Origin of the sequence: Streptomyces sp. NPDC094448 (assembly GCF_044763775.1) — a bacterium.
In the GTDB taxonomy this organism is placed as follows: domain Bacteria; phylum Actinomycetota; class Actinomycetes; order Streptomycetales; family Streptomycetaceae; genus Streptomyces.
The window spans coordinates 479,158-499,192 of record NZ_JBIWGU010000002.1 but is presented as its reverse complement, the minus strand read 5'-3'; the positions used below and the strand labels follow the sequence as shown (position 1 = coordinate 499,192).

Here is a 20,035-nt window from a genome sequence, read left to right as displayed (position 1 = left end):
GTACTGCCACTGCCCGTAACGTGGTCCCCATGAACGTCTTCGGAGTGGACATCGGTGGATCCGGCATCAAGGGCGCGCCCGTCGACCTCGACCGCGGGGACCTGGCGCAGGAGCGCCACAAGGTACTGACCCCGCAACCGGCGACGCCCGACGCGGTCGCGGACGGCGTCGCCGAGGTGGTGCGGCACTTCGGCTGGACGGGGCCGGTCGGGATCACCTTCCCCGGTGTGGTCACCGGCGGAATCACCCGTACCGCCGCCAATGTCGACAAGGGCTGGATCGGTACGGACGCGGCCGCGCTGCTCGGCTCCCGGCTCGGCGGCAGCGCGGTCACCGTGCTCAACGACGCCGACGCCGCCGGGGTCGCCGAGATGACCTTCGGCGCGGGCAAGGGCCGGAGCGGCACGGTGATGATGCTGACCTTCGGTACGGGGATCGGCTCCGCCCTCTTCGTCGACGGGCGGCTGGTCCCCAACACCGAACTGGGCCATCTGGAGCTGCACGGCAGGGACGCCGAGACCCATGCCTCCACCAAGGCCAAGGAGGACGAGGACCTCACCTGGGCGCACTGGGCGCGGCGGGTCCAGAAGTATCTGGCGCATGTGGAGATGCTGTTCTCACCCGGGCTGTTCATCATCGGGGGCGGGGTCAGCCGGAAGGCGGAGAAGTTCCTGCCGCTGATCGAAGGCGTACGGGCGGAGATCGTCCCCGCGCAGCTCCAGAACAACGCGGGCATCGTGGGCGCGGCGATGGCCTGCTCGGCGACGGCCGCGGCCACTCGCTGACCCACCGGGCCTCTGCCCGGTCCTCTTCCGCCGCCGGTCCCGCCGCCGCCGGTCCTCCTGTCCGCTACCGGCGGCCGGCCGGGGGTGCCCCGGCCGCCGCCGCGGCAGCCGCACGGATCCGGCGTTTGCGGCGGCTCATCTGCCGCACCTTGCGTACGGAGGTGATGACGCCCGCGACCAGGGTGCCGCCGTACAGCCAGCCCGCGTGCACCGCCAAGGCGGTCACCACGGCCATCACCTGGCCGCCGATCCCGCCCTCGCCGCCCGCGATGGGGACGATGCCGGCGGCGAACGCGATCGGCACACCGATCGGGGCGGTCACCAGATCGGCCTCGCGGACCCAGAGCGCGGTCAGGGCGCAGACGGGCAGGAAGAGCACCCCGTAGACCACGGCGGACCCGTCGAACAGCAGCCAGTCGACGAATCCGATCAGCACCATGGCGACCAGTGCGAAGAGCCCGGCGCCCAGCCCCGTGAGGCGGGGTGCGGGCAGTCTGCGCAGCAGCTGGGCGAACGGCGGCGCGGGGCGCGCCGGGGGCGCGGGCCGTACTCCGTACAGGACGGGACGGTCGGCGAGGGCGCTCTGCGGGGAGAGCGGACCCTGGGAAGGGGGGGCCTGCGGCCGCTGGCGGCGCTGGGGGTGACTCGTCCTTGGCTGCTCCACCCGAACAACGTAGGTCGGGAGTGGGGAGGAAGTCGGCACAGGACACGCCCTTTGGGTGACCTTGGCGAAGAGTTCGACCCCACCAGCCGCCCCAGGAGGTATGTCCTTCCGCCGCCACCGCCCCGGCCCTGCCCGCACGGAGCCACAATGGGGCTGCTGAGACAGACGAGGGGGAGGAACCGTGTCCGACAGTTTTATGGTGGCTGCTCGTATACCCATGTCCCGGGAGGGCTTCGAGGCCTGGCTGAGCACCCCGGCGGCTGTTCCGGGCCCGATCGTGAACCCGGACGGGATGTTCGACGGGTGGTTCTGGAGCGGGCGCCGCGCGGATACGGAATGGGACTCGGTGGCGCTCGGGGTGACGCCGCGGGAGTTCTTCGCCGAGCAGACCGATGCGTCCTGCCGCGGAGAGTCGCCGACGGGCGTTCTGGTGCACCGGGACGGGGCGCTGGAGGCGTACGTCTTCCACCTCGGGTACCAGGAGGAGAGCATTCATACGGCCCTGCTCATGCTCGCGGCGGCCGGGGCGCACAAGTCCGGGCCCGAGGAGGACACCGTGCTGTTCTGGGCGGAGACCTCGGCCCGGCTGTGGCCCGCCGATGCCACCGGCTGGCTTGCGGTGCTGTCCGTCGGCAGGGAGCGGGCGCGGTTCGTCGGGACACGGGACCTCACCGCCGTGGTGGCCGGACTGCGGCCGGCCGAGGGCCTGTTCTTCGACCTCGTCGCGCGGATGGCCGAGGACGAGGAGAACCGGGACTCCGGACGGCCCTTCCGCACGGACGCGCCCCGCGATCCGGCCTTCACGGATCCGGCCGTACTGGACCGGCCGGGGGGTCGCTGAAACGCCCCGGCCCGGGACCGGCCCCGGCCTCGACCCCGGCCGCGCCGGGGAGCCCCTGCCGTGCCGGGGCCCGGAGCGCTGCGGTGCGGGGCCCGGCGCCTTGCCGTGCCGGGCCCGGCGTCTTTGTGCGACGGGCTGCGGGTGAGGCCGGAAGGGGTTCCGCGACCGGCCGCGGGCCCGTCGGTGCCCGGGCCCCGGGGCTTGCGCCGACCCGGTCCGCGGTCCGCCGCGGGCTCGTCACGGCACAGATCGGCCGGACCGTAGACTGGGGGATCAGCCGTACCCGGAGCACGACCTCGGCCGGCCCCTCCCGCTCACCCACCCAGGAAGTCGTCACCGTGTCGCTCACGATCGGAATCGTCGGTCTGCCGAATGTCGGCAAGTCGACCCTGTTCAACGCCCTGACCAAGAACGACGTGCTGGCGGCCAACTACCCGTTCGCCACCATCGAGCCGAACGTCGGTGTGGTCGGGGTCCCGGACGCCCGGCTGGCCAAGCTGGCGGAGATCTTCGGCTCCCAGCGCGTCCTCCCGGCGACGGTCGACTTCGTCGATATCGCGGGCATCGTCCGGGGCGCGAGCGAGGGCGAGGGCCTGGGCAACAAGTTCCTGGCGAACATCCGTGAATCCGACGCGATCTGCCAGGTCATCCGGGCCTTCAAGGACGAGAACGTCGTCCATGTCGACGGCAAGGTCTCGCCCGCCGACGATATCGAGACGATCAACACCGAGCTGATCCTGGCCGACCTCCAGTCCGTCGAGAAGGCGGTGCCCCGGCTGACGAAGGAGGCCCGCCTCCAGAAGGAGAAGGCCGCGGTCCTCGCCGCCGTCGAGTCGGCGCAGAAGATCCTCGAAGAGGGCCGGACCCTGTTCTCCGCGGGCATCACCAAGGGCACCGAACAGGGCGACCTCCTCCACGAGCTGCACCTCCTGACCACCAAGCCCTTCCTCTATGTCTTCAACGTCGACGAGGACGAGCTGGTCGACGAGGACTTCAAGAACGAGCAGCGCGCCTTGGTCGCCCCCGCCGAGGCGATCTTCCTCAACGCCAAGATCGAGTCCGAGCTGATCGAACTCGACGACGACGAGGCCCTCGAACTCCTCCAGTCCATGGGCCAGGAGGAGCCCGGCCTCGCCACCCTCGGCCGCGTCGGCTTCGACACCCTGGGCCTCCAGACCTACCTGACGGCAGGCCCCAAGGAGTCCCGCGCCTGGACCATCAAGAAGGGTGCCACCGCCCCCGAGGCTGCGGGAGTCATCCACACCGACTTCCAGAAGGGCTTCATCAAGGCCGAGGTCATCTCCTTCGCCGACCTCGTCGAAACGGGCTCGGTCACCGAGGCCCGCGCCAAGGGCAAGGCCCGCATGGAGGGCAAGGAGTACGTGATGCAGGACGGCGACGTCGTGGAGTTCCGCTTCAACGTGTAGCCGTGCACTTACTGCACGTTAGGTGCTGGGTCAAAGGTGCACGTCAGAAGGGGTCGGACTCCGCCGAGTCCGGCCTCTTCGTCGTCCCCGTGCTGGATGGGTGCTGGATATTCTGACGTGTGGTCAGCGGTAGTCGGATGTCGTAGACGGTGGACCGGTGCCCTGCGTGAACGACCCAGACCACCAGTTCCCCGTTGTCGATCGTGTAGACGACGCGGTGGTCGCCGACCCGCAGCCGCCGGCGGTCCGGCTGGGACACGAGTGCGGTGGCGCTGAAGCCGAACGGATCGGTCTCCGGCTCGGTCGGCTCGGCCAGGATGCACAGCGCCATGTCGCAAGGAATCGCCCGGAGTTCGGCCTGCGCCTCGGGCCGGAAAATGGTTCGGTACTCACTCACCGCGGGCCAGGGTCTCCCTCATGATGTCCTCGATCGGGACGCCGGAAGCCGAGTTGGCCATGCGTTCGTCCGGCCCCCCGGGACGGCCTGCTGCGGTGCGAGGCCGGGCGGGGTCAGTCCGAGGGGTCCCGCGGCGTTCCGCCGTACCCCGCGTCGGCCAATTCCGCGATGACCTCCGCATGGCACTTCTCGGGGATGCACCAGCAGCCGAGGCGGTGGCCCCGCAGAGAGGGGAGGAGGGCGAGGAGGTCCGGGCGGGAGAGGAGATGGGTGCGGTAGGCGGTCATCACCTCCTCGCGGCTGCCGTCGGGGCCGGGGCGGAAGGGGCTCGCGAGGGGTGAGCCCGGCAGATGCCAGCCGCCGCGGTTCATCGGGCGGCCCACATAGACGACGTCCGCGTACTCCGGGTCGTCGCGATGGCCCTTCAGATTGACCACGGTGGTCTTCGGGCGGGGGCGGTTCATGCACAGGATCCTCCGTGAGGACGGGACGGAGCGCCACACGAGCGGCAGGTCCGGGGCGGTGAACGCCACGGGCGGGAGCGGTTCCGGCCCGTTGCCGTACCCGGGCCGTAAGGGAATCGTGCCCGGTCGCCGCCCATCACGCCCCGATGTATCCACAACCCCGGGATGTTTGTACGATTTCAGACTTCCGCGCTCGATTCCCGTATCCCCCGGTCTGGCCCGTGCCGGAAACCGAACGGGGCCGGCGCGCACCCCTGACGAGGAGAGCAGCACTTCCGTGGACCCATCGCAGCAGCAGCCAGGACCGGAGCGACAGCCGGGCGACCGGACCCCGGAGTCGGAGCCGGGCCACGGGCAGGCGTCCGGCCGGTCCGGTGAACCGGCCGCGGCCGAGAACCCCTTCGCCCGGCCCGGCCCGTTCGGGCGGGAGCGGACCGATCGTGCTGCGGGGTCCTCCGAGCCGTCCGGGAGTACGGAGCCGACCGGGCCCGCCCAGGAGCAGCAGCCGGCCCGCCCCGGGCAGCCGGTGCCGCAGGGGCAGCCGGCGCAGCCCGGACCGTTCGTCCCGTTCGGGCAGCCGTACCCGGCGCAGACCGCTCAGCACCCCGCGTACCACCCGTACCAGCAGTTCCCCGGCTACCCTGCGCCGCCCGCGCCGCCGACGACCAACGGGTTCTCCGTCGCGTCGCTCGTCTCCGGCATCGTCTGCTGTATGCCTCCGCTGGGCATGATCCTCGGTGTGGTCGCGCTCCGGCAGATCCGACGCAGGGGTCAGCGCGGCAAGGGCATGGCGATCACGGGCATCGCGCTCTCCGCCGTCTCCACCCTTCTCATCGCGCTGTTCTTCGCCACCGGTGCAGCAAACGACTTCTGGAAAGAGGTCGAGGAGGCCGCCGACGAGGCGGCGTCCTACCAGACGGTCGGCGACCTGAGGAAGGGCGACTGCTACAACCTCCCCGGCGGAGGAAGCAGCGACGGCACGGAGGTCTCGGAGATACAGGTCGTCGACTGCGCGAAGCCGCACGAGGCCGAGATCACCGGCGGCTTCAAGATCACCGGCTTTGGGAAGTTCCCGGGGGAGAGCGTCCTCGAACCCATCGCCGAGCGCCGCTGCGACGATATCGACACCGCGTACGCGATGGACGCCTGGGCGATCCCGGCCGTCATGAGCGGGTACTACTACATTCCGACCAAGGACAGCTGGAACAACGGTGACCGCCGGGTCAGCTGCGGCTTTGCCACCGAGGGCAGCCGGAAGACGACCGGGTCCATCCGGCGGGACGCCGGCAACCTCAACACGGACCAGGCCGGCTATCTGACGGCCGAGAACAAGCTGATGAAGGCCGCCTACGAGGAGCCCGAGAAGGACTTCCCGCAGGCCGTCCCCGGACATCTCGCCTGGGCCAAGGTGACCTCGTCCGCCATGGGCGAGGCCGCCGCGGCGCTGCGCGGCCGCACCTGGCCGGGGGTGGTGGCAGCCGCCGTGGAGAAGCGGGCCGCCGAATTCGACAAGGCGCGTGCCGCCTGGGGCAAGGCCGCGACGGCGAAGGACGAGGACACCTTCTGGGAGCACGTGTTCGAGGCGGAAGCCGCGTTGGACGTGAAGACCGAGAAGACCATCCGCCAGGGGCTGGAGCTGTCGACGGCGGAGCCCGTCCAGGACGAGGAACGCGCCTGACCTACTGGTCGGCGGACCCGGTCGCGCCCCTGCATCCCCGGGTGTGCGCGGCCGCGGCGGACCGGGTGCCCGGGGCCCGCCCAGCCGTGCTTCCGGGCCGTCCCGCCCTGAACCCGGCGTGCCCCGCCACCGTGCTCCGCGGGGAATCCCCGCTCCCGTGAACGCAGGCGCCCCCGTTTCCGCCGGAAACGGGGGCGCTTCGTCCGTGTGTCTGCGCGTCTGTTCAGCTGTGCGGTGCCGGGCCGGAAGACCGGTCCGGACCAGCGGAGAGCCGGATGGGGAAAAGGGGAGGAGACCGGTGCCGAGAGCCACCGACAGCCCCGGACACCGGTCTCCTCCAAGGACGCTTCCCGGCCCCTGCCCGGTCCGCGCCCCGTCCGTCAGCGGCGCGGCAGCCCTCGGGCGACCGTCCGCATCAGCTCGCCGTCCGCGGTGTCCCCGTCGAGGGACCAGAACATCGCGCCGCCCAGGCCCTTGTCACGGATGTACTCGGTCTTGGCCCGCAGCACCGTGGGGTCGTCGTACGTCCACAGGGTGCTGCCGTCGAAGAGCCACGCCTGGCCGTACTTTCGGTAGACCTTGTACTGGCCGGACTCGGCCAGCTTCTTCAGCTCCTTGTAATCCTCGAAGCCCGCCTGGAACTTGGCCGGGGCGGGCTTCTCGGCGGGCTGCCCCATACCGTCGCCGCCACCCTGCACACCCGTCCAGCCCTGACCGTACGCGGGCAGGCCGACCACGAGCTTGTGGGCGGGCGCGCCCCGGCGCAGCCAGTCGTTCACGGTCTGGTCGACGCTGAAATCGTTTTTGGCGTAGAGCGCCGACTGCTGGGCCGTGGTCTTCTCGCCGGACACATGGAAGTCGTAGCCCTGGAGGTTGACGAAGTCGAAGTCCTTCATCAGCTTGCGGACCTCGAAGCCGGCGTCGATCTTCGCGGGAGCGGTCGGCACGAACGCGGAAAGCTCGTAGTGCTTCCGCTTGCCGTCCTGCTGCCGCGGTTGGCTCTTGGCGTAGTCGTCGAGCTGCTCGCGGAACTCCCGTACCACCGCGGTGAAGTTCTTCTTGTCCTCCGGGCGGTAGACCGTGTCGTCCTCGCCCGACGAACCGGGCCACTCCCAGTCGAGGTCGACCCCGTCGAAGACGCCTGCGGCCGCCCCCGCGCCGCCGCGCGCGCCGTCCACGGGCAGATTGCCCTTGATGTAGATATCGATGCACGAACGGACGAAGGCCTCGCGCTTCTCCTTCGTGAGCACCGCGTCGGAGAAGTGCGTGGACCAGCTCCAGCCGCCGAGGGAGATCATCACCTTGAGACCGGGGTGCTTGGCCTTGAGTTCCTTCAGCTCGTTGAAGTTGCCCGCCAGCTTCTGGTCCGGTGCGTCGGTGACACCGTCCACCGAGTCGGCCGCGGGCACGGGGCGCTGGTAGTCGGCCCACGGATCGGCCTCGCCCGCCGGCCCCTGGATCATGCATGTGCCGTCGGGGCTGACGTTCCCGAAGGCATAGTTGATATGGCTCAGCCTGGCTGCCTGACCGCTGGTGTCCAGGTCCTTGACCTGGAAGTCGCGGCCGTAGATACCCCACTGGGTGAAGTATCCGATGCGCTTGTAGGAGCGACGGTCGTCGTCACCGTCGCGGTCGCCATGCGCCACAGCGGCGGGTGCGAACGTTGCGAGAAGTGAGAGGGATGCGGCCGCAACAGCCGTCCGGACAAGGTTTCTTCGACGCATGGGAGCTCATTCCTGTGCGTTGTCCCGGAGCCGGTGGCGCGCAGGGGCGCACACCTGTCCGGGCTCTTCCGTGAACGGGCGTCGTGCAGCACAGGACGCTATTGGTCTGGACCATTAAGGTCAATGGTTTCCTGCGAAACGCTGGTACAGAGGGAAATCGGCCTCCTTCTCCTCGTTGATTCCTTGCTCAGGGTGAAGCTCTGGCCCTTGGTTGCGGTCAACAACCCGCCGTTGTCAGGCTGTTGCCGTCTGTCGCTGTCTGTCCATCTGTGCGGGTGCGGTTGGGAGTGGTTCGTGGCCATCGGTGAGCAGCCGGCCTACCTTCGCGTGGCGAGCGACCTGCGCCGCAAGATCGTCGACGGCACGATGCCGCCGCATACCCGTCTCCCTTCCCAGGCCCGGATCCGGAAGGAGTACGGAGTCTCCGACACCGTGGCGCTGGAGGCGCGCAAGGTGCTCATGGCCGAGGGGCTGGTGGAGGGGCGGTCCGGCTCGGGTACCTATGTGCGGGAGCGGCCCGTGCCGCGCCGGATCTCCCGCTCCGGCTTCCGGCTGCCCTCCGGTGCCAATCCCTTCCGCCAGGAGCAGACCGCCGTCGGCGCCCAGGGCACCTGGGAGTCCCGCAGTGAGCAGGAAGGGGCGAACGTCGATACCGCGGCCCGGCTCGGGGTCCCGGTCGGCGCCCGGGTGATGCGCACCCGCTATGTCTTCCGGGAGCAGGGGGAGGCGATGATGCTCTCCACCTCCTGGGAGCCGCTCGACGTCACCGGCCGGACACCCGTCATGCTGCCGGAGGAGGGGCCGCTGGGCGGCTGCGGGGTGGTGGAGCGGATGGCCGCCATCGACATCGTCGTCGACAATATGAGCGAGGAGGTCGGCGCCAGGCCGGGGCTGGCCGACGAACTGCTGACGCTGGGAGGTGTGCCGGGTCATGTCGTCATGGTGGTGGCCCGGACCTACTACGCGTCGGGCCGCCCTGTGGAAACTGCGGATATTGTCGTACCGGCGGATCGTTTCAGGGTCGCGTACCACCTGCCCGTGAGGTGACGGTCGTGCTCGCACCCGCCCCGTCCGGGCCGAGGTGCCCGCGCTCGGCGCGGTTACCCGCGGTGCGAAGCGGGCATGGGGATCCTGCGGGATGCGGACGGGGGCGCCGCGCCCTGGGTGCAGCACCCGGCGGCCGGGGGCGACCGAGCCTCTTTCCTATCTCTTTGTGAAAATTCGTATGCGCTGAGTGAAGGTCAGGCGTAGGCTCCGGCATATGCATAATGAGCTTTCCCGGGGACCTTCTCGAACCTCTCGGCCCAGCGGACCCATCGGGGGAGGGGTGCGATGAGCGACGGCAACGCCGCGCTCTCCTGGCTCGTCATACGCCAGGACGACAACGGCAATCGCTACCGCGTCGGACGGTACGCCACCGAGGACGAGGCCCGGAAGATGGTCGACAAGCTCGACGCCAAGGGGCACCGTCAGCTCTATTCGGTGGAGCGTGCCGAGGGCTCCGTGCTCTGACGGCCGACGGAGGTACGCTCCGGCCCATGACGGATCGTGATCGTGTCGTGGTCGCCGGAGCGCTGCTCGACCGGGGGCGGCTGCTGGCCGCGCGCCGCAGCGCCCCCGAGGAGGTCGCCGGACGCTGGGAACTGCCCGGAGGCAAGGTCGAACCGGGCGAGCGGCCCGAGGACGCCCTGGTACGCGAATTGCGCGAAGAGCTGGGCGTACTGGCGGAACCCCTGGCCCGCATTCCCGGCGAGTGGCCGCTCAAGCGCGGGTACGTGCTGCGGGTATGGACCGCCAGATTGCTGTCCGGCGAACCCCGTCCGCTGGAAGACCACGACGAGCTGCGATGGCTCGGACCCGACGAGACCGATGCCGTGGACTGGCTGGACCAGGACCGCCCGGCGGTCGCCGAGGCCGTACGCCTCCTGCGCGAACACCCGTTCCCCGGCCCGGCCGCCGGGACACCCGACGCCTCGCACCCGCACCCGCACGGACATCACTGAGCCGTTCGCATCAAGGGTGCTCTTATAAGTTGATAAATCATCCCCAACCTCGCGAAAAGTGATATCTCCGGCCAGGATTCGGGTATGTGGTGGTTAGCCACCCGAATGGGACGTGGATCTGCTGCGGGTCCGGGAGTGAGCGGCGTGATCGACATCGACGGCGCCTGCGCCGAATGGACCTTTCCGGCCGAGCCGGACGCCGTGCGCTCCGCTCGGCACGCCGTCCGGGACACCCTCCGCGACTGGGGGCTGGACCACGGCGTCAGCGATGTGACCGTACTCCTGGTCAGTGAACTGGTCACCAACTCCCTGCGCTACGCCTCCGGCCCCATCGGAGTCCGTCTCGTCTGCCGCGAACCGGACGAGAACTCCCCGGCCCTCCGTGTGGAGGTCTCCGACCCACTGCCCGATCCGCCTGTTGCCCGGACCGCCGCACCGGACGACGAGACCGGACGCGGGCTGCAACTCGTCGCCGGAACCGCCCGCCGCTGGGGTACCAAACGCGGATCGACCGGCAAGACTGTGTGGTTCGAGCTGCCACTTGCTGGTTAAAAGTGTGAAGGGACAACGATCACGGCTCGGACGGCGCAAAATGAACGAGACCGTGCTGTGATCGTGAACGCCGTGTGCGTCGGAGCCGTAGTGCTGAATACTGCGGTCATGGCCGGTCCGGTGCGGTGAGCTGGAGGGGACGGTCGCGTGAGCGAGATATCCGGGACGACGGGCGATGTCGTATGGCAGAGCAGCCCGCCTGGCTCGATATACGACTACATCAGGGCTGCCTCCTTCTCGATAGGCCCCGACGGGCTGGTGGACCAGTGGAGCCGCCGCGCCGTCGACCTCTTCGGTATCACCGCGTCCGAAGTCCGCGGCAAGGACCCGATAGAGGTCTTCCTCCCGGCTGGACTGCGCCCACGCGGACACCGGCAGGTCAAGGAGATACTCGACGGCAAGGAATGGACGGGCCTGGTGCCCTTCCGCACCCCCGGCAGCCCCCGCACTCCCGAGGGCGTCCGGGCCGACGGCCTCGCCGAGGTCTATGTGATGCCCAGCGAGACGGAGACCGGGGAACGGGCCGCGCTCTGTATCGTCGTCGACGTCCGGGCGCTCCGCCGGATCGAGACCGGCCTCGCCGCTACCGAGGCGATATTCGGCCAATCGCCGTTCGGCTTCCTCCTCTTCGGTACCGATCTGCGCGTCCAACGCGCCAATCAGCGCTTCGCGACCGTCTTCGGCGGCACCGCCGACGACCACCGCGGCCGTACCGTCCACGACTACCTCTCCCGCCCCGAGGCCGACCGGATGACCGCATCCCTGCGCAGGGTCCTCCGGACCGGGGAGCCCGCAATCGACCTCCAGCTCGTCGGCGCACCGCCCCACAGCCCCGAGCGCCGGCAGTGGTCCATCAACCTCTACCGCGTGCACAGCGGAACGGGCCGGACCATCGGAGTGGCCGGAATCGGCACGGATGTCACCCGCCGCCACGTGGCCGCCCGCGAAGCAGCCAGCGCCCGCCGCAACCTCGCCCTGCTCAACGAGGCCAGTGTCCGCATCGGCAACTCCCTCGACCTGGAAACCACCGCCCGCGAACTGCTCGGCGTCGCCGTCCCCGGCTTCTGCGACCTCGCCTCCGTCGACCTCTACCAGTCGCTGCTCAGCGGGGCCGACGAGGCCCCCGGCCCCTGGGACTCCTCCGGAGCCGACGGTTCGGGAGGCGCCCTCCGCCGGGTCGCCTTCGCCAGCGCGGTCTCCGACGCTCCGCTGATCACGACCCCGGGCTGCGGTGCCCGCGGTGACACCCCCACCGAGGTCGGCGAGGTCCACCGCTACAGCGCGAACTCGCCCTGCGCCGGTGCCCTGCGCACGGCCCGGGTCCAGCACATCCCCGGCAAGGACGGCAGCCTCGTCCGGTCCACCCTCGCCGTGCCGCTGGTGGCCCATGACTCCGTCGTCGGGCTCGTCCAGTTCTCCCGTACCAAGGGCAGTGAGCCCTTCGGCGAACGGGACCGGGCACTCGCCGTCGAACTCGCCGCCCGGGCCGCGGTCTGCATCGACAACGCCCGCCTCTACCGGCGCGAGCACGAGCGGGCCCTCATCCTCCAGCGCAGCCTCCTCCCCCCGGGCGACCCCGAGGCCGCCGGACTCGACATCGCCTGCCGCTATCTGCCGGGCAACACCGCCACCGAGGTCGGCGGCGACTGGTTCGACGTCATCGAACTCCCCGGACACCGCACCGCCCTCGTCGTCGGCGATGTCATGGGCCGCGGGCTGCGGGCCGCCGTTGCCATGGGCGAACTGCGCACCGCGGTCCGCACCCTGGCACTGCTCGACCTCGAACCCGCCGAGGTGCTCTCCGCCCTCGACGAAATCGCCCGGGGGCTCGGCGGTCCCAGCGGCACCCAGCAGGGCGCCCGGGTGGCCCACAAATCCCGCGAGGCCGACCTCTCCGAGGTCTATCTGGCGACCTGTGTCTACGCCGTCTACGACCCCGTCACCCGACGCTGCACCTTCGCCAACGCCGGACATCTGCCGCCCGTCCTCGTCGAACCCGGCGAGGAGGCGCTGCTGCTCGACGTTCCGCCGGGAATGCCCCTCGGCGTCGGCGGCGAACCCTTCGAGGAAGTCGAGGTCGAACTCCCGGAAGGCGCACTCCTCGCCCTCTACACCGACGGGCTCGTCGAATCCCGCGACCACCACCTCGACGAGGGGCTGACCGCCTTCCGCGCCGCCCTGACCGGTCCCACCCTCCTCATGGGCCCCACCAGCCCCACCGGCCCCACCGCGCCTCCCAGCCCTCCCGCCTCTCCCACTCCTTCCGGCCCTGCCTCCCCCTCCGGCCCCGCCTTCCCGGGCATACCCGGCCCCGCTCTCCCCGTCACGCGCCCCCTGCCCTCCCGCAGGCCCGCCGCTCCGGGCCCGGGCCGTCCCGTCACACCCGCCGAGCCGCGCCCCGCCCCGGAACCAATCGCCCCGACGGTGCGCGCCGGGCTGCCCCGGTCGCTGGAGGACATCTGTGACCACGTACTGAATACGCTCGACACCCGCCACGGGGAGGACGACATCGCCCTCCTCATGGCACGGGTCCAGGGGCTGCCCGCCGACGCCGTCGGCGACTGGCAGCTGCCACGCGAGCCCCGATCGGTGGGCCGCGCCCGCGAACTGGCCCGCGACCAACTGGACTCCTGGGGCCTCGGCGCACTTGTGGACACCGTGGAGCTGCTGGTCAGCGAGCTGGTCACCAACGCGCTGCGCTACGGCGAGGGCGAGATCCGGCTCCGGCTGCTCCGCGACCGCACCCTGGTCTGCGAGGTCTGGGACGGCGGACTCGTCCAGCCCCGCCGCCGCCGGGCCCGGGACACCGACGAGGGGGGCCGCGGCCTTCAGCTCGTGGGCCTGCTCAGCGCCGCCTGGGGTTCCCGCCGCACCCCCCGGGGCAAGACCGTCTGGTTCGAACTGGCCCTTCCGGGAGAGGGAACCGCCGAACCCACGGTGGAACAGTTGCTGAGCATGTACTGACCCCACGACCCACGCGGCGCCGCACACCCGAGACCCCTGAGGAGCCGCCCCGCCGGCCCGAGGACTCTCAGGAGGCGGCTTTCAGCGCGGCCGGCCGAGCCTCCACCTCCGCCGTATCAGCTGGTCGAGCATCTTCTCGGGATCCTCGGCCTGGTCGAGCAGGGCATTGATATTCGCCTTGGCGAGCTGGGTGACCCGGCCGAGGACGGTCTGCTTGGTCATCGCGCTTCTCCTTGTCGGAGCCGAAGCGGTCCGAGGAGCCGAAAGAGCTGAAGGGATGAAGGGCCGAAGGGGCTTGAGGGATACGGGGAAGGGGCAGGGGCGGCGGCCCGGCCGGACGACTCAGAAGCGACCACCGCCCATCCGGCCCCGGGTGCTCCCACCGCCGAAGCTGCCCGGCCTTCCTTCGTACCCACCGCCGAATCCACCGCTCCCGAATCCACCGCTCCCGAACCCACCGCCGGAGCCATGGCCCCCGCTCCTTCCCCCGCCGAACAGCCCGCCGAGGAGAATCCCGCCGAGCACCGCTCCGCCGAGACCGCCTCCCGCACTTCCTGCCCCTGATACACCGCCCGCGCCGAACGGGTTCCCGAATCCGCGGACATCCTCCTCCGCGAGACGCTGAGCCTCGCGCGCCAGCGCATCCGCCCGCTGCGCCTCGGCCAGCGCGGCCGGCGCGTCGGCCCGCCCCGTACCCTCGCCTCCGCCGGTTCCGGGCGCCTCGGATGCCAGTTGCGCCGGCGTGAGCCCCGTACCCTCGCCTCCGCCCGTTCCCGGCGCTTCCGCCGCCAGTTGCGCGGAGAGCGTGAGCCGCCGCTGTGCCTCCGTCAGCCTGGTCCGTGCCGGGCTGCCGACCGCGCCGCGATGCGTGGTGATGTAGTCGGCCGCGGCCTCGACGGCCGCCCGGGCACCGAGCGTCGCCCGACCGAGGAGCGACCACGCCCGCCGCGCCGAGTCCTCGTCGGCCCGCACCCCCGCCAGCGCCTCGTCCAGTGCGGCATCCGCCTCCTCCACCCGCCGCAGCGCGTCTATGGGGTCGTAGTGCCCGGTCTCCATCTCGTGCCGCACCTCGGCCGCCACAGTCCTGGCCCGTGCCGTCCGCCCCCGCAGCCCGGCCGCCGGCTCCCCGGGCGCCGTACCTTCGAGCACGCCCTGCGCCTCGGCCAGGTCGCTGTCCGTCTCCGCCAGCGCGCCCGGCAGCGCGCCGACCGCCTCCGCCAGTTCCCGGGCGCGCCGGTCCACCGCCCCGATCAGCCGGTCCGCCTGCGCGAGCGCGCCTTCCGCGGCCCGGATCTGTACGGCGGCCGTGGCATTCTCGCCTGCGGTGAGCGCGGTCCGGGCCCGGTCGACGGCGGTCTTGGCGAACACCAGCCGGTCCCCGGCCGCCGCCGCGTCGCCCGCTACGGGGGCCGATGCGGAGGGTGCGTACCGCTCCCGCATCACCGACAGTGCCGCCTCCGTCGAAAGGAGCCGCCCGTTCAGTTCGGCGAAACGTTCCTCGGCGGTCCGCAGCGCCTCCGGAGCATTGCGTTCCAGATCGCGCAGCCGGTCGAAGTCCTCCGACTCCGAGTCCAGCCTCCGGTCGGCGTCCGCGCAGCGACGGAGAATCTCCTCCAGCATCCGGCGCCGGGTGGCCTCGTCCTCGGGGTGCGCGTCGTCGAGCTGCTGCCGTATCCGGAACGCCGCGGTCAGCTCGCTTCGGGCATATGCGACGGCGGTGGCGAAAGGTTCCGCCGCGGCCTCGCCGAACTGGGCCGTGGCGAAGCCCAGCTCCTCCTGGCTGGTGCGCAGCGCGTCGTCGGTCTCCACGAGCACCTGCCGGGCCCGCGCGTCCAGTTCGGCGGTCGGGGGGCCGGCCGCCGTATCGGGGCCGCTGCCCCATCCGGCCCTGCCGCCCTGGGGGGTGGTACGGGTGGCGGTACGGTGCCTGCGGCGGGCGGCGGCGTACGCGGCGGTTCCGCCGACGGCGATCGCGACTCCCACCGGCAGTACCAGGTCACCGGCGCCCGTCCCGGCGGGTGCGGTGCCCGGATCGGGGTCGCCCGGGGCGATCGTGGGCGTCGGTACGGGCTGCCCCGCGAGGACCGCTGTACAGCCGTCCGCGGCGCCGACTGCGGCGCCGGCCCAGTCGTGTTCCCGCAGCGGCGGCGCGATCGCGGTCCGGGCGGCCTCTGCCGGCCGGGCATCGGTCAGCGGTGAAGCGGCCGCTGCCCAGTAGGCGTACTGGCGGTCGTGCGGGGCGTCGGTGAGGAGGAGGTCGTCGGTGCCGAGTCCGTTGCGGCGGGCGGTGGCATCGGCCCATTCCCGGGCGGCACGGCCGGAGAAGTCGCGGACATAGACGACAAAAAGCTGAATGCGTTCGGCGGCATACAGCCGGTCGAGTGCCCGGACCACTTGGGCGCGGCGGTCGCCCAGCGCGCCGACCCGGTCGGTGATCTGTCCGTCGTGGGCCAGGGTGACGGGGTCCTCGGCCGGGGGCGCGGGCAGGGTGGGCCGGGCTGCCGTGCTCCGGGCCTCGTGGTGAGGGGCGGCCGTCGCGGAGTGTGCGAGCGGCGGGCTCGCCCAAGCGGCCGCCAGCAGCACGGCGAGGGCGGGCCCGACGAGTATTCGCATCACATGGGGAGGTTATGTCCCTATATTTTCTGGCGCGACCTGGCGAGAACTCGCCAGAGGGGTGTCACGGAGAGTAATTGGGGGGCATTCTTTCGGTACGAGGCCGGGCTGTCCGATCTTCACCGCCGGACGGGCCGGTGCCCGTGCCGCGTGCCGCACCTTGATATCTGCACAGAGAGACCCGAGACCCCCGGAGCGGGCCGGGGGCCCGGCGGGATGCGGGTTCGCGAGGCGGTGCGCCCAGGCGCCGGGCCACCGCTTCGCGAACCCGGCCCGGTGGTACGGAGCCGGGGCGCCGCTGCCTGCTGGACAGGCCCATGGACGAGCTAGGAGTCCTCTCTGCGCCGGATCTTGTTGCCGAGCCACACCAGCGGGTCGTATTTGCGGTCGACGGCGCGTTCTTTCAGCGGGATCAGGGCGTTGTCCGTGATCCGGATGCCCTCGGGGCAGACTTCCGTACAGCATTTGGTGATGTTGCAGTAGCCCAGTCCGTGCTCGTCCTGGGCGGCCTTCTTTCGGTCGAGGCCCGTCTCCTCGGCCGAGTCCAGCGGGTGCATGTCCAGTTCGGCGACCCGCATCAGGAAACGCGGCCCGGCGAACGCCGTCTTGTTCTCCTCGTGGTCACGGACCACATGACAGGTGTCCTGGCAGAGGAAGCACTCGATGCACTTGCGGAACTCCTGCGAGCGGTCCACATCGACCTGCTGCATCCGGTACTCACCCGGGGCGACCCCTCGTGGTGGTACGAAGGACGGCACCTCCCGCGCCTTGGCGTAGTTGAAGGAGACGTCGGTCACCAGATCGCGCGTCACGGGAAAGGCCCGCAGCGGCGTGACGGTGATCGTCTCGTCGCGCGAGAAGACCGACATCCGGGTCATGCACATCAGCCGGGGGCGGCCGTTGATCTCCGCACTGCACGAGCCGCACTTTCCGGCCTTGCAGTTCCAGCGGACCGCGAGATCGGGTGCCTGGGTCGCTTGCAGGCGGTGGACGATGTCGAGGACGACCTCGCCGTCGTGGACCTCCACGGAGTAGTCCCGCAGTTCGCCGCCTTCCTGGTCGCCCCGCCACACCCTGAAGCTGGCCTGGTACGCACTCACTCGTGGAGCTCCTCTTCGGTGAGGTACTTGACCAGCTCCTCCTTCTCGAACAGGGCGAGCAGGTCGGGTCGGATGGGGTCCGTCGCCGTACGCTGAAGGCCGATCCGGCCGGCGGCGGTGCCGTCGACCGTGCGGGAGCCGGTTTCCGCTGCGGTGTCCGCATCTCCTTCGGCACCCGCGGAGTCGGTCAGTCGGCAGAGCAGATTGATACGGCGCCACTCGCGCTCCATCGCGGGGCGGTCCTCGCGGGTGTGGCCGCCGCGGCTCTCGGTGCGTTCCAGGGCGGCGCGGGCGATGCACTCACTGACGAGGAGCATGTTCCGCAAGTCGAGGGCGAGGTGCCAGCCGGGGTTGAACTGCCGGTGGCCCTCGACGCCGACCCGGTCGGCCCGTTTACGGAGCCGGGCCAGCTGCTCCAGCGCCTGCTTCATCTCGCCTTCCCGGCGGATGATGCCGACCAGGTCGTTCATGGTCTGCTGGAGTTCCTGGTGGAGGGTGTACGGATTCTCCGGCGGACCGCCGTCGGGAGCCTCCGGGGCACCGAAGGGACGCAGCGCTTCCGCCGCTGCGGCGTCGACCCGGGAATCGTCCACGGCGGGCAGCGGGTCGCTCTCCCGGGAGTAGCGGGCCGCGTGGAGTCCCGCCCGACGGCCGAAGACGAGGAGGTCGGAGAGGGAGTTGCCGCCGAGCCGGTTGGAGCCGTGCATTCCGCCCGCGACCTCACCGGCGGCGAAGAGCCCGGGTACCCCTACCGCGGCCGCCGTGTCGGAGTCGACGGCCACGCCGCCCATCACATAGTGGCAGGTGGGCCCGACTTCCATCGGTTCGGCGGTGATGTCGACATCCGCCAGCTCCTTGAACTGGTGGTACATCGACGGCAGCCTTCGGCGGATGACCTCGGCGGGCATCCGGGTGGAGACGTCGAGGAAGACGCCCCCGGCGGGCGACCCCCGGCCCGCCTTGACCTCGGCATTGATGGCGCGGGCAACCTCGTCGCGGGGGAGCAGCTCGGGTGGCCGGCGGTTGTGGTCGGGGTCGTCGTACCAGCGGTCGGCCTCGTCCTCCGACTTGGCGTACTTCTCCTTGAAGACCTCAGGGATGTAGTCGAACATGAACCGCTTGCCCTCGGAGTTGCGCAGTACCCCGCCGTCGCCGCGGACGGATTCGGTGACCAGGATGCCCTTGACCGAGGGCGGCCAGACCATTCCCGTCGGATGGAACTGGATGAACTCCATATTGAGCAGGGGTGCGCCCGCGAGGAGGGCGAGGGCGTGTCCGTCCCCGGTGTACTCCCACGAGTTGGAGGTGACCTTGAAGGACTTGCCGACACCGCCGGTGGCGAGGACGACCGAGGGCGCTTCGATCACGAAGAACCGGCCCGACTCCCGTTCGTAGCAGAAGACCCCCGCGACCCGGTCGCCGTCCTTGAGGATGCGGGTGACCGTGCACTCCTGGAAGATCTTCAATCGGGATTCGTAGTCGCCGGTGGCGGCCTCGTCCTCCTGCTGGAGCGAGACGATCTTCTGCTGGAGGGTGCGGATCAGCTCCAGCCCGGTCCGGTCGCCGACATGGGCCAGCCGGGGGTATTCGTGGCCGCCGAAGTTGCGCTGGGAGATCCGGCCGTCGGCGGTCCGGTCGAAAAGGGCCCCCCAGGTCTCCAGCTCCCAGACCCGGGCCGGTGCCTCCTGGGCGTGCAGCTCCGCCATCCGCCACTGGTTGAGGAACTTTCCGCCCCGCATGGTGTCCCGGAAGTGCACCTGCCAGTTGTCCCCGGCGTTGACATTGCCCATCGAGGCGGCGATACCGCCCTCCGCCATCACCGTATGGGCCTTGCCGAAGAGCGACTTGCAGATCACCGCGGTGCGGGCGCCGCGTTCCCGGGCCTCTACGGCGGCGCGCAGACCGGCACCCCCCGCACCGATGACGACGACGTCCCACTGCTGGCGTTCGAGTTGCGTCATGTCAGAAGAACCTCGGATCGTCGAAGGCACCGGAGGCGACCAGATAGACGTAGAAGTCGGCGGCCGCGACGCTGATCAGCGATGCCCACGCCAGTTGCATATGGCGCTCGTTCAGCCTGCCCACCCAGCCCCACAGGCGGTAGCGCACGGGATGCTTCGAGAAGTGCTTGAGCCGGCCGCCGACGATATGCCGGCACGAATGGCACGACAGGGTGTAGGCCCAGATGAGTGCGATGTTGATCAGGAAGACGACCGTGCCCAGGCCCATATGGCCCCAGGAGTAGTCCTCACCGCGGAAGGCGAGCACGGTGTCGTAGGTGAGGATCCCCGCGACGCCGATCGCCAGATAGAAGAAGTACCGGTGGACGTTCTGGAGGATCAGCGGGAAACGGGTCTCGCCGGAGTACTTGCGGTGGGGCTCGGCGACCGCGCAGGCCGGCGGAGATGCCCAGAAGCCCCGGTAGTACGCCTTGCGGTAGTAGTAGCAGGTCAGCCGGAAGCCCAGCGGGAAGATCAGAATCAGCAGCGCGGGGGACAGCCCCCACCAGCTGCCGACGATTCCCCAGTCGGGGCCGCCCTGCATGGGAACGCAGTTCTCCGCCAGACAGGGCGAGTAGAAGGGGGACACATAGGGGGCGGCGTAGTAGTCGGCGTTGGCGAAGGCACGCCATGTCGAGTAGGCGATGAAGGCGAGCAGCCCCGCGGCGGTGAGTGCCGGCGAGAGCCACCAGCGGTCCGTCCGCAGATGGCGGGGGCCGATGGCGGCGCGGGTCGGGCCGCGCACCCCCGTTCCCGCGCCGTGCGCAGGGCCGGACGACCCGCTCTTGTGGACGTGTGGTGGTTCGGTACCAGTGGCCAAGGA

Annotated in this window: 16 protein-coding genes and 2 pseudogenes; 9 read left to right on the top strand and 9 right to left on the bottom strand. The window is 70.7% G+C overall.

Going from position 1 to position 20,035, the window contains the following annotated elements; all coding sequences use genetic code 11:
- The first annotated feature begins 29 nt into the window (after positions 1-29).
- A complete protein-coding gene (gene ppgK / locus ACIQ9E_RS05605) occupies positions 30-785 on the top strand; it encodes a polyphosphate--glucose phosphotransferase (RefSeq protein ID WP_403702361.1) in 756 nt (251 codons plus the stop codon).
- 64 nt (positions 786-849) lie between these two features.
- Here the strand turns inward: ppgK and ACIQ9E_RS05600 are convergent, their stop codons facing one another.
- Complete coding sequence (locus ACIQ9E_RS05600) at positions 850-1,449, bottom strand: DUF6542 domain-containing protein (RefSeq protein WP_403702358.1); 600 nt, start codon at positions 1,447-1,449, stop codon at positions 850-852.
- 181 nt (positions 1,450-1,630) lie between these two features.
- Between ACIQ9E_RS05600 and ACIQ9E_RS05595 the strand changes: the two genes are divergently transcribed.
- Positions 1,631-2,290, top strand: a complete 660-nt coding sequence (locus tag ACIQ9E_RS05595) for a hypothetical protein (protein ID WP_403702355.1) — start codon at positions 1,631-1,633, stop codon at positions 2,288-2,290.
- Between the two features lie 338 nt (positions 2,291-2,628).
- Positions 2,629-3,717, top strand: a complete 1,089-nt coding sequence (ychF, locus tag ACIQ9E_RS05590) for a redox-regulated ATPase YchF (protein ID WP_403702353.1) — start codon at positions 2,629-2,631, stop codon at positions 3,715-3,717.
- 139 nt (positions 3,718-3,856) lie between these two features.
- On the opposite strand, the pseudogene ACIQ9E_RS05585 reads toward ychF, so the two are convergent.
- Both ACIQ9E_RS05585 and ACIQ9E_RS05580 read right to left on the bottom strand, forming a co-directional pair.
- A pseudogene (locus ACIQ9E_RS05585) lies at positions 3,857-4,114 on the bottom strand (type II toxin-antitoxin system RelE/ParE family toxin); the annotation flags it as partial.
- 113 nt (positions 4,115-4,227) lie between these two features.
- Positions 4,228-4,578, bottom strand: a complete 351-nt coding sequence (locus ACIQ9E_RS05580; protein ID WP_403702350.1) for a DUF4326 domain-containing protein — start codon at positions 4,576-4,578, stop codon at positions 4,228-4,230.
- A gap of 277 nt (positions 4,579-4,855) precedes the next feature.
- Here ACIQ9E_RS05580 and ACIQ9E_RS05575 point away from each other — a divergent pair, with 277 nt between their 5' ends.
- Positions 4,856-6,256, top strand: a complete 1,401-nt coding sequence (locus ACIQ9E_RS05575) for a DUF4190 domain-containing protein (RefSeq protein ID WP_403702347.1) — start codon at positions 4,856-4,858, stop codon at positions 6,254-6,256.
- A 380-nt stretch (positions 6,257-6,636) separates the two neighbouring features.
- Here the strand turns inward: ACIQ9E_RS05575 and ACIQ9E_RS05570 are convergent, their stop codons facing one another.
- Entirely contained in the window at positions 6,637-7,980 is a 1,344-nt protein-coding gene (locus ACIQ9E_RS05570; protein ID WP_403702344.1) for a glycoside hydrolase family 18 protein, read from the bottom strand.
- A gap of 294 nt (positions 7,981-8,274) precedes the next feature.
- Between ACIQ9E_RS05570 and ACIQ9E_RS05565 the strand changes: the two genes are divergently transcribed.
- From ACIQ9E_RS05565 to ACIQ9E_RS05545, 5 genes are all read left to right on the top strand, one after another.
- Complete coding sequence (locus tag ACIQ9E_RS05565) at positions 8,275-9,027, top strand: GntR family transcriptional regulator (RefSeq protein ID WP_403702342.1); 753 nt, start codon at positions 8,275-8,277, stop codon at positions 9,025-9,027.
- Between the two features lie 285 nt (positions 9,028-9,312).
- Positions 9,313-9,492 carry an SPOR domain-containing protein gene (locus ACIQ9E_RS05560; protein WP_006346840.1) on the top strand — a complete coding sequence of 60 codons (180 nt, stop codon included), beginning with the start codon at positions 9,313-9,315 and terminating at the stop codon, positions 9,490-9,492.
- Positions 9,493-9,518: 26 nt separating this feature from the next.
- Positions 9,519-9,983 carry a (deoxy)nucleoside triphosphate pyrophosphohydrolase gene (locus ACIQ9E_RS05555; RefSeq protein ID WP_403702337.1) on the top strand — a complete coding sequence of 155 codons (465 nt, stop codon included), beginning with the start codon at positions 9,519-9,521 and terminating at the stop codon, positions 9,981-9,983.
- Between the two features lie 135 nt (positions 9,984-10,118).
- The gene (locus ACIQ9E_RS05550) at positions 10,119-10,535 is read left to right on the top strand and encodes an ATP-binding protein (RefSeq protein WP_403702334.1); all 417 of its coding nucleotides are present in this window, start codon (positions 10,119-10,121) and stop codon (positions 10,533-10,535) included.
- Positions 10,536-10,682: 147 nt separating this feature from the next.
- Positions 10,683-13,499, top strand: a complete 2,817-nt coding sequence (locus ACIQ9E_RS05545; RefSeq protein ID WP_403702332.1) for a SpoIIE family protein phosphatase — start codon at positions 10,683-10,685, stop codon at positions 13,497-13,499.
- 111 nt (positions 13,500-13,610) lie between these two features.
- Here the strand turns inward: ACIQ9E_RS05545 and ACIQ9E_RS05540 are convergent.
- The 5 genes and pseudogenes from ACIQ9E_RS05540 to ACIQ9E_RS05520 all read right to left on the bottom strand — a co-directional run.
- Positions 13,611-13,721: pseudogene (locus ACIQ9E_RS05540) on the bottom strand (PspA/IM30 family protein); the annotation flags it as partial.
- A 120-nt stretch (positions 13,722-13,841) separates the two neighbouring features.
- The gene (locus ACIQ9E_RS05535; protein ID WP_403702923.1) at positions 13,842-16,112 is read right to left on the bottom strand and encodes a TPM domain-containing protein; all 2,271 of its coding nucleotides are present in this window, start codon (positions 16,110-16,112) and stop codon (positions 13,842-13,844) included.
- A 326-nt stretch (positions 16,113-16,438) separates the two neighbouring features.
- Entirely contained in the window at positions 16,439-17,212 is a 774-nt protein-coding gene (locus ACIQ9E_RS05530; RefSeq protein ID WP_403702329.1) for a succinate dehydrogenase/fumarate reductase iron-sulfur subunit, read from the bottom strand.
- Complete coding sequence (locus ACIQ9E_RS05525; protein WP_403702326.1) at positions 17,209-19,173, bottom strand: fumarate reductase/succinate dehydrogenase flavoprotein subunit; 1,965 nt, start codon at positions 19,171-19,173, stop codon at positions 17,209-17,211. Before ACIQ9E_RS05525 ends, ACIQ9E_RS05530 begins: the two co-directional genes overlap by 4 nt.
- Position 19,174: 1 nt before the next feature.
- On the bottom strand, positions 19,175-20,032 hold the full coding sequence (locus ACIQ9E_RS05520) for a hypothetical protein (protein ID WP_403702324.1): 858 nt from the start codon (positions 20,030-20,032) through the stop codon (positions 19,175-19,177).
- Positions 20,033-20,035 lie beyond the last annotated feature (3 nt).

Coding starts and splice junctions, on each gene's coding strand:
- ACIQ9E_RS05555 (WP_403702337.1), top strand. CDS start 9,519: ATGACGGATCGTGATCGTGTCGTGGTCGCCGGAGCGCTGCTCGACCGG.
- ACIQ9E_RS05525 (WP_403702326.1), bottom strand. CDS start 19,173: ATGACGCAACTCGAACGCCAGCAGTGGGACGTCGTCGTCATCGGTGCG.
- ACIQ9E_RS05580 (WP_403702350.1), bottom strand. CDS start 4,578: ATGAACCGCCCCCGCCCGAAGACCACCGTGGTCAATCTGAAGGGCCAT.
- ppgK (WP_403702361.1), top strand. CDS start 30: ATGAACGTCTTCGGAGTGGACATCGGTGGATCCGGCATCAAGGGCGCG.
- ACIQ9E_RS05570 (WP_403702344.1), bottom strand. CDS start 7,980: ATGCGTCGAAGAAACCTTGTCCGGACGGCTGTTGCGGCCGCATCCCTC.
- ACIQ9E_RS05535 (WP_403702923.1), bottom strand. CDS start 16,112: ATGCGAATACTCGTCGGGCCCGCCCTCGCCGTGCTGCTGGCGGCCGCT.
- ACIQ9E_RS05560 (WP_006346840.1), top strand. CDS start 9,313: ATGAGCGACGGCAACGCCGCGCTCTCCTGGCTCGTCATACGCCAGGAC.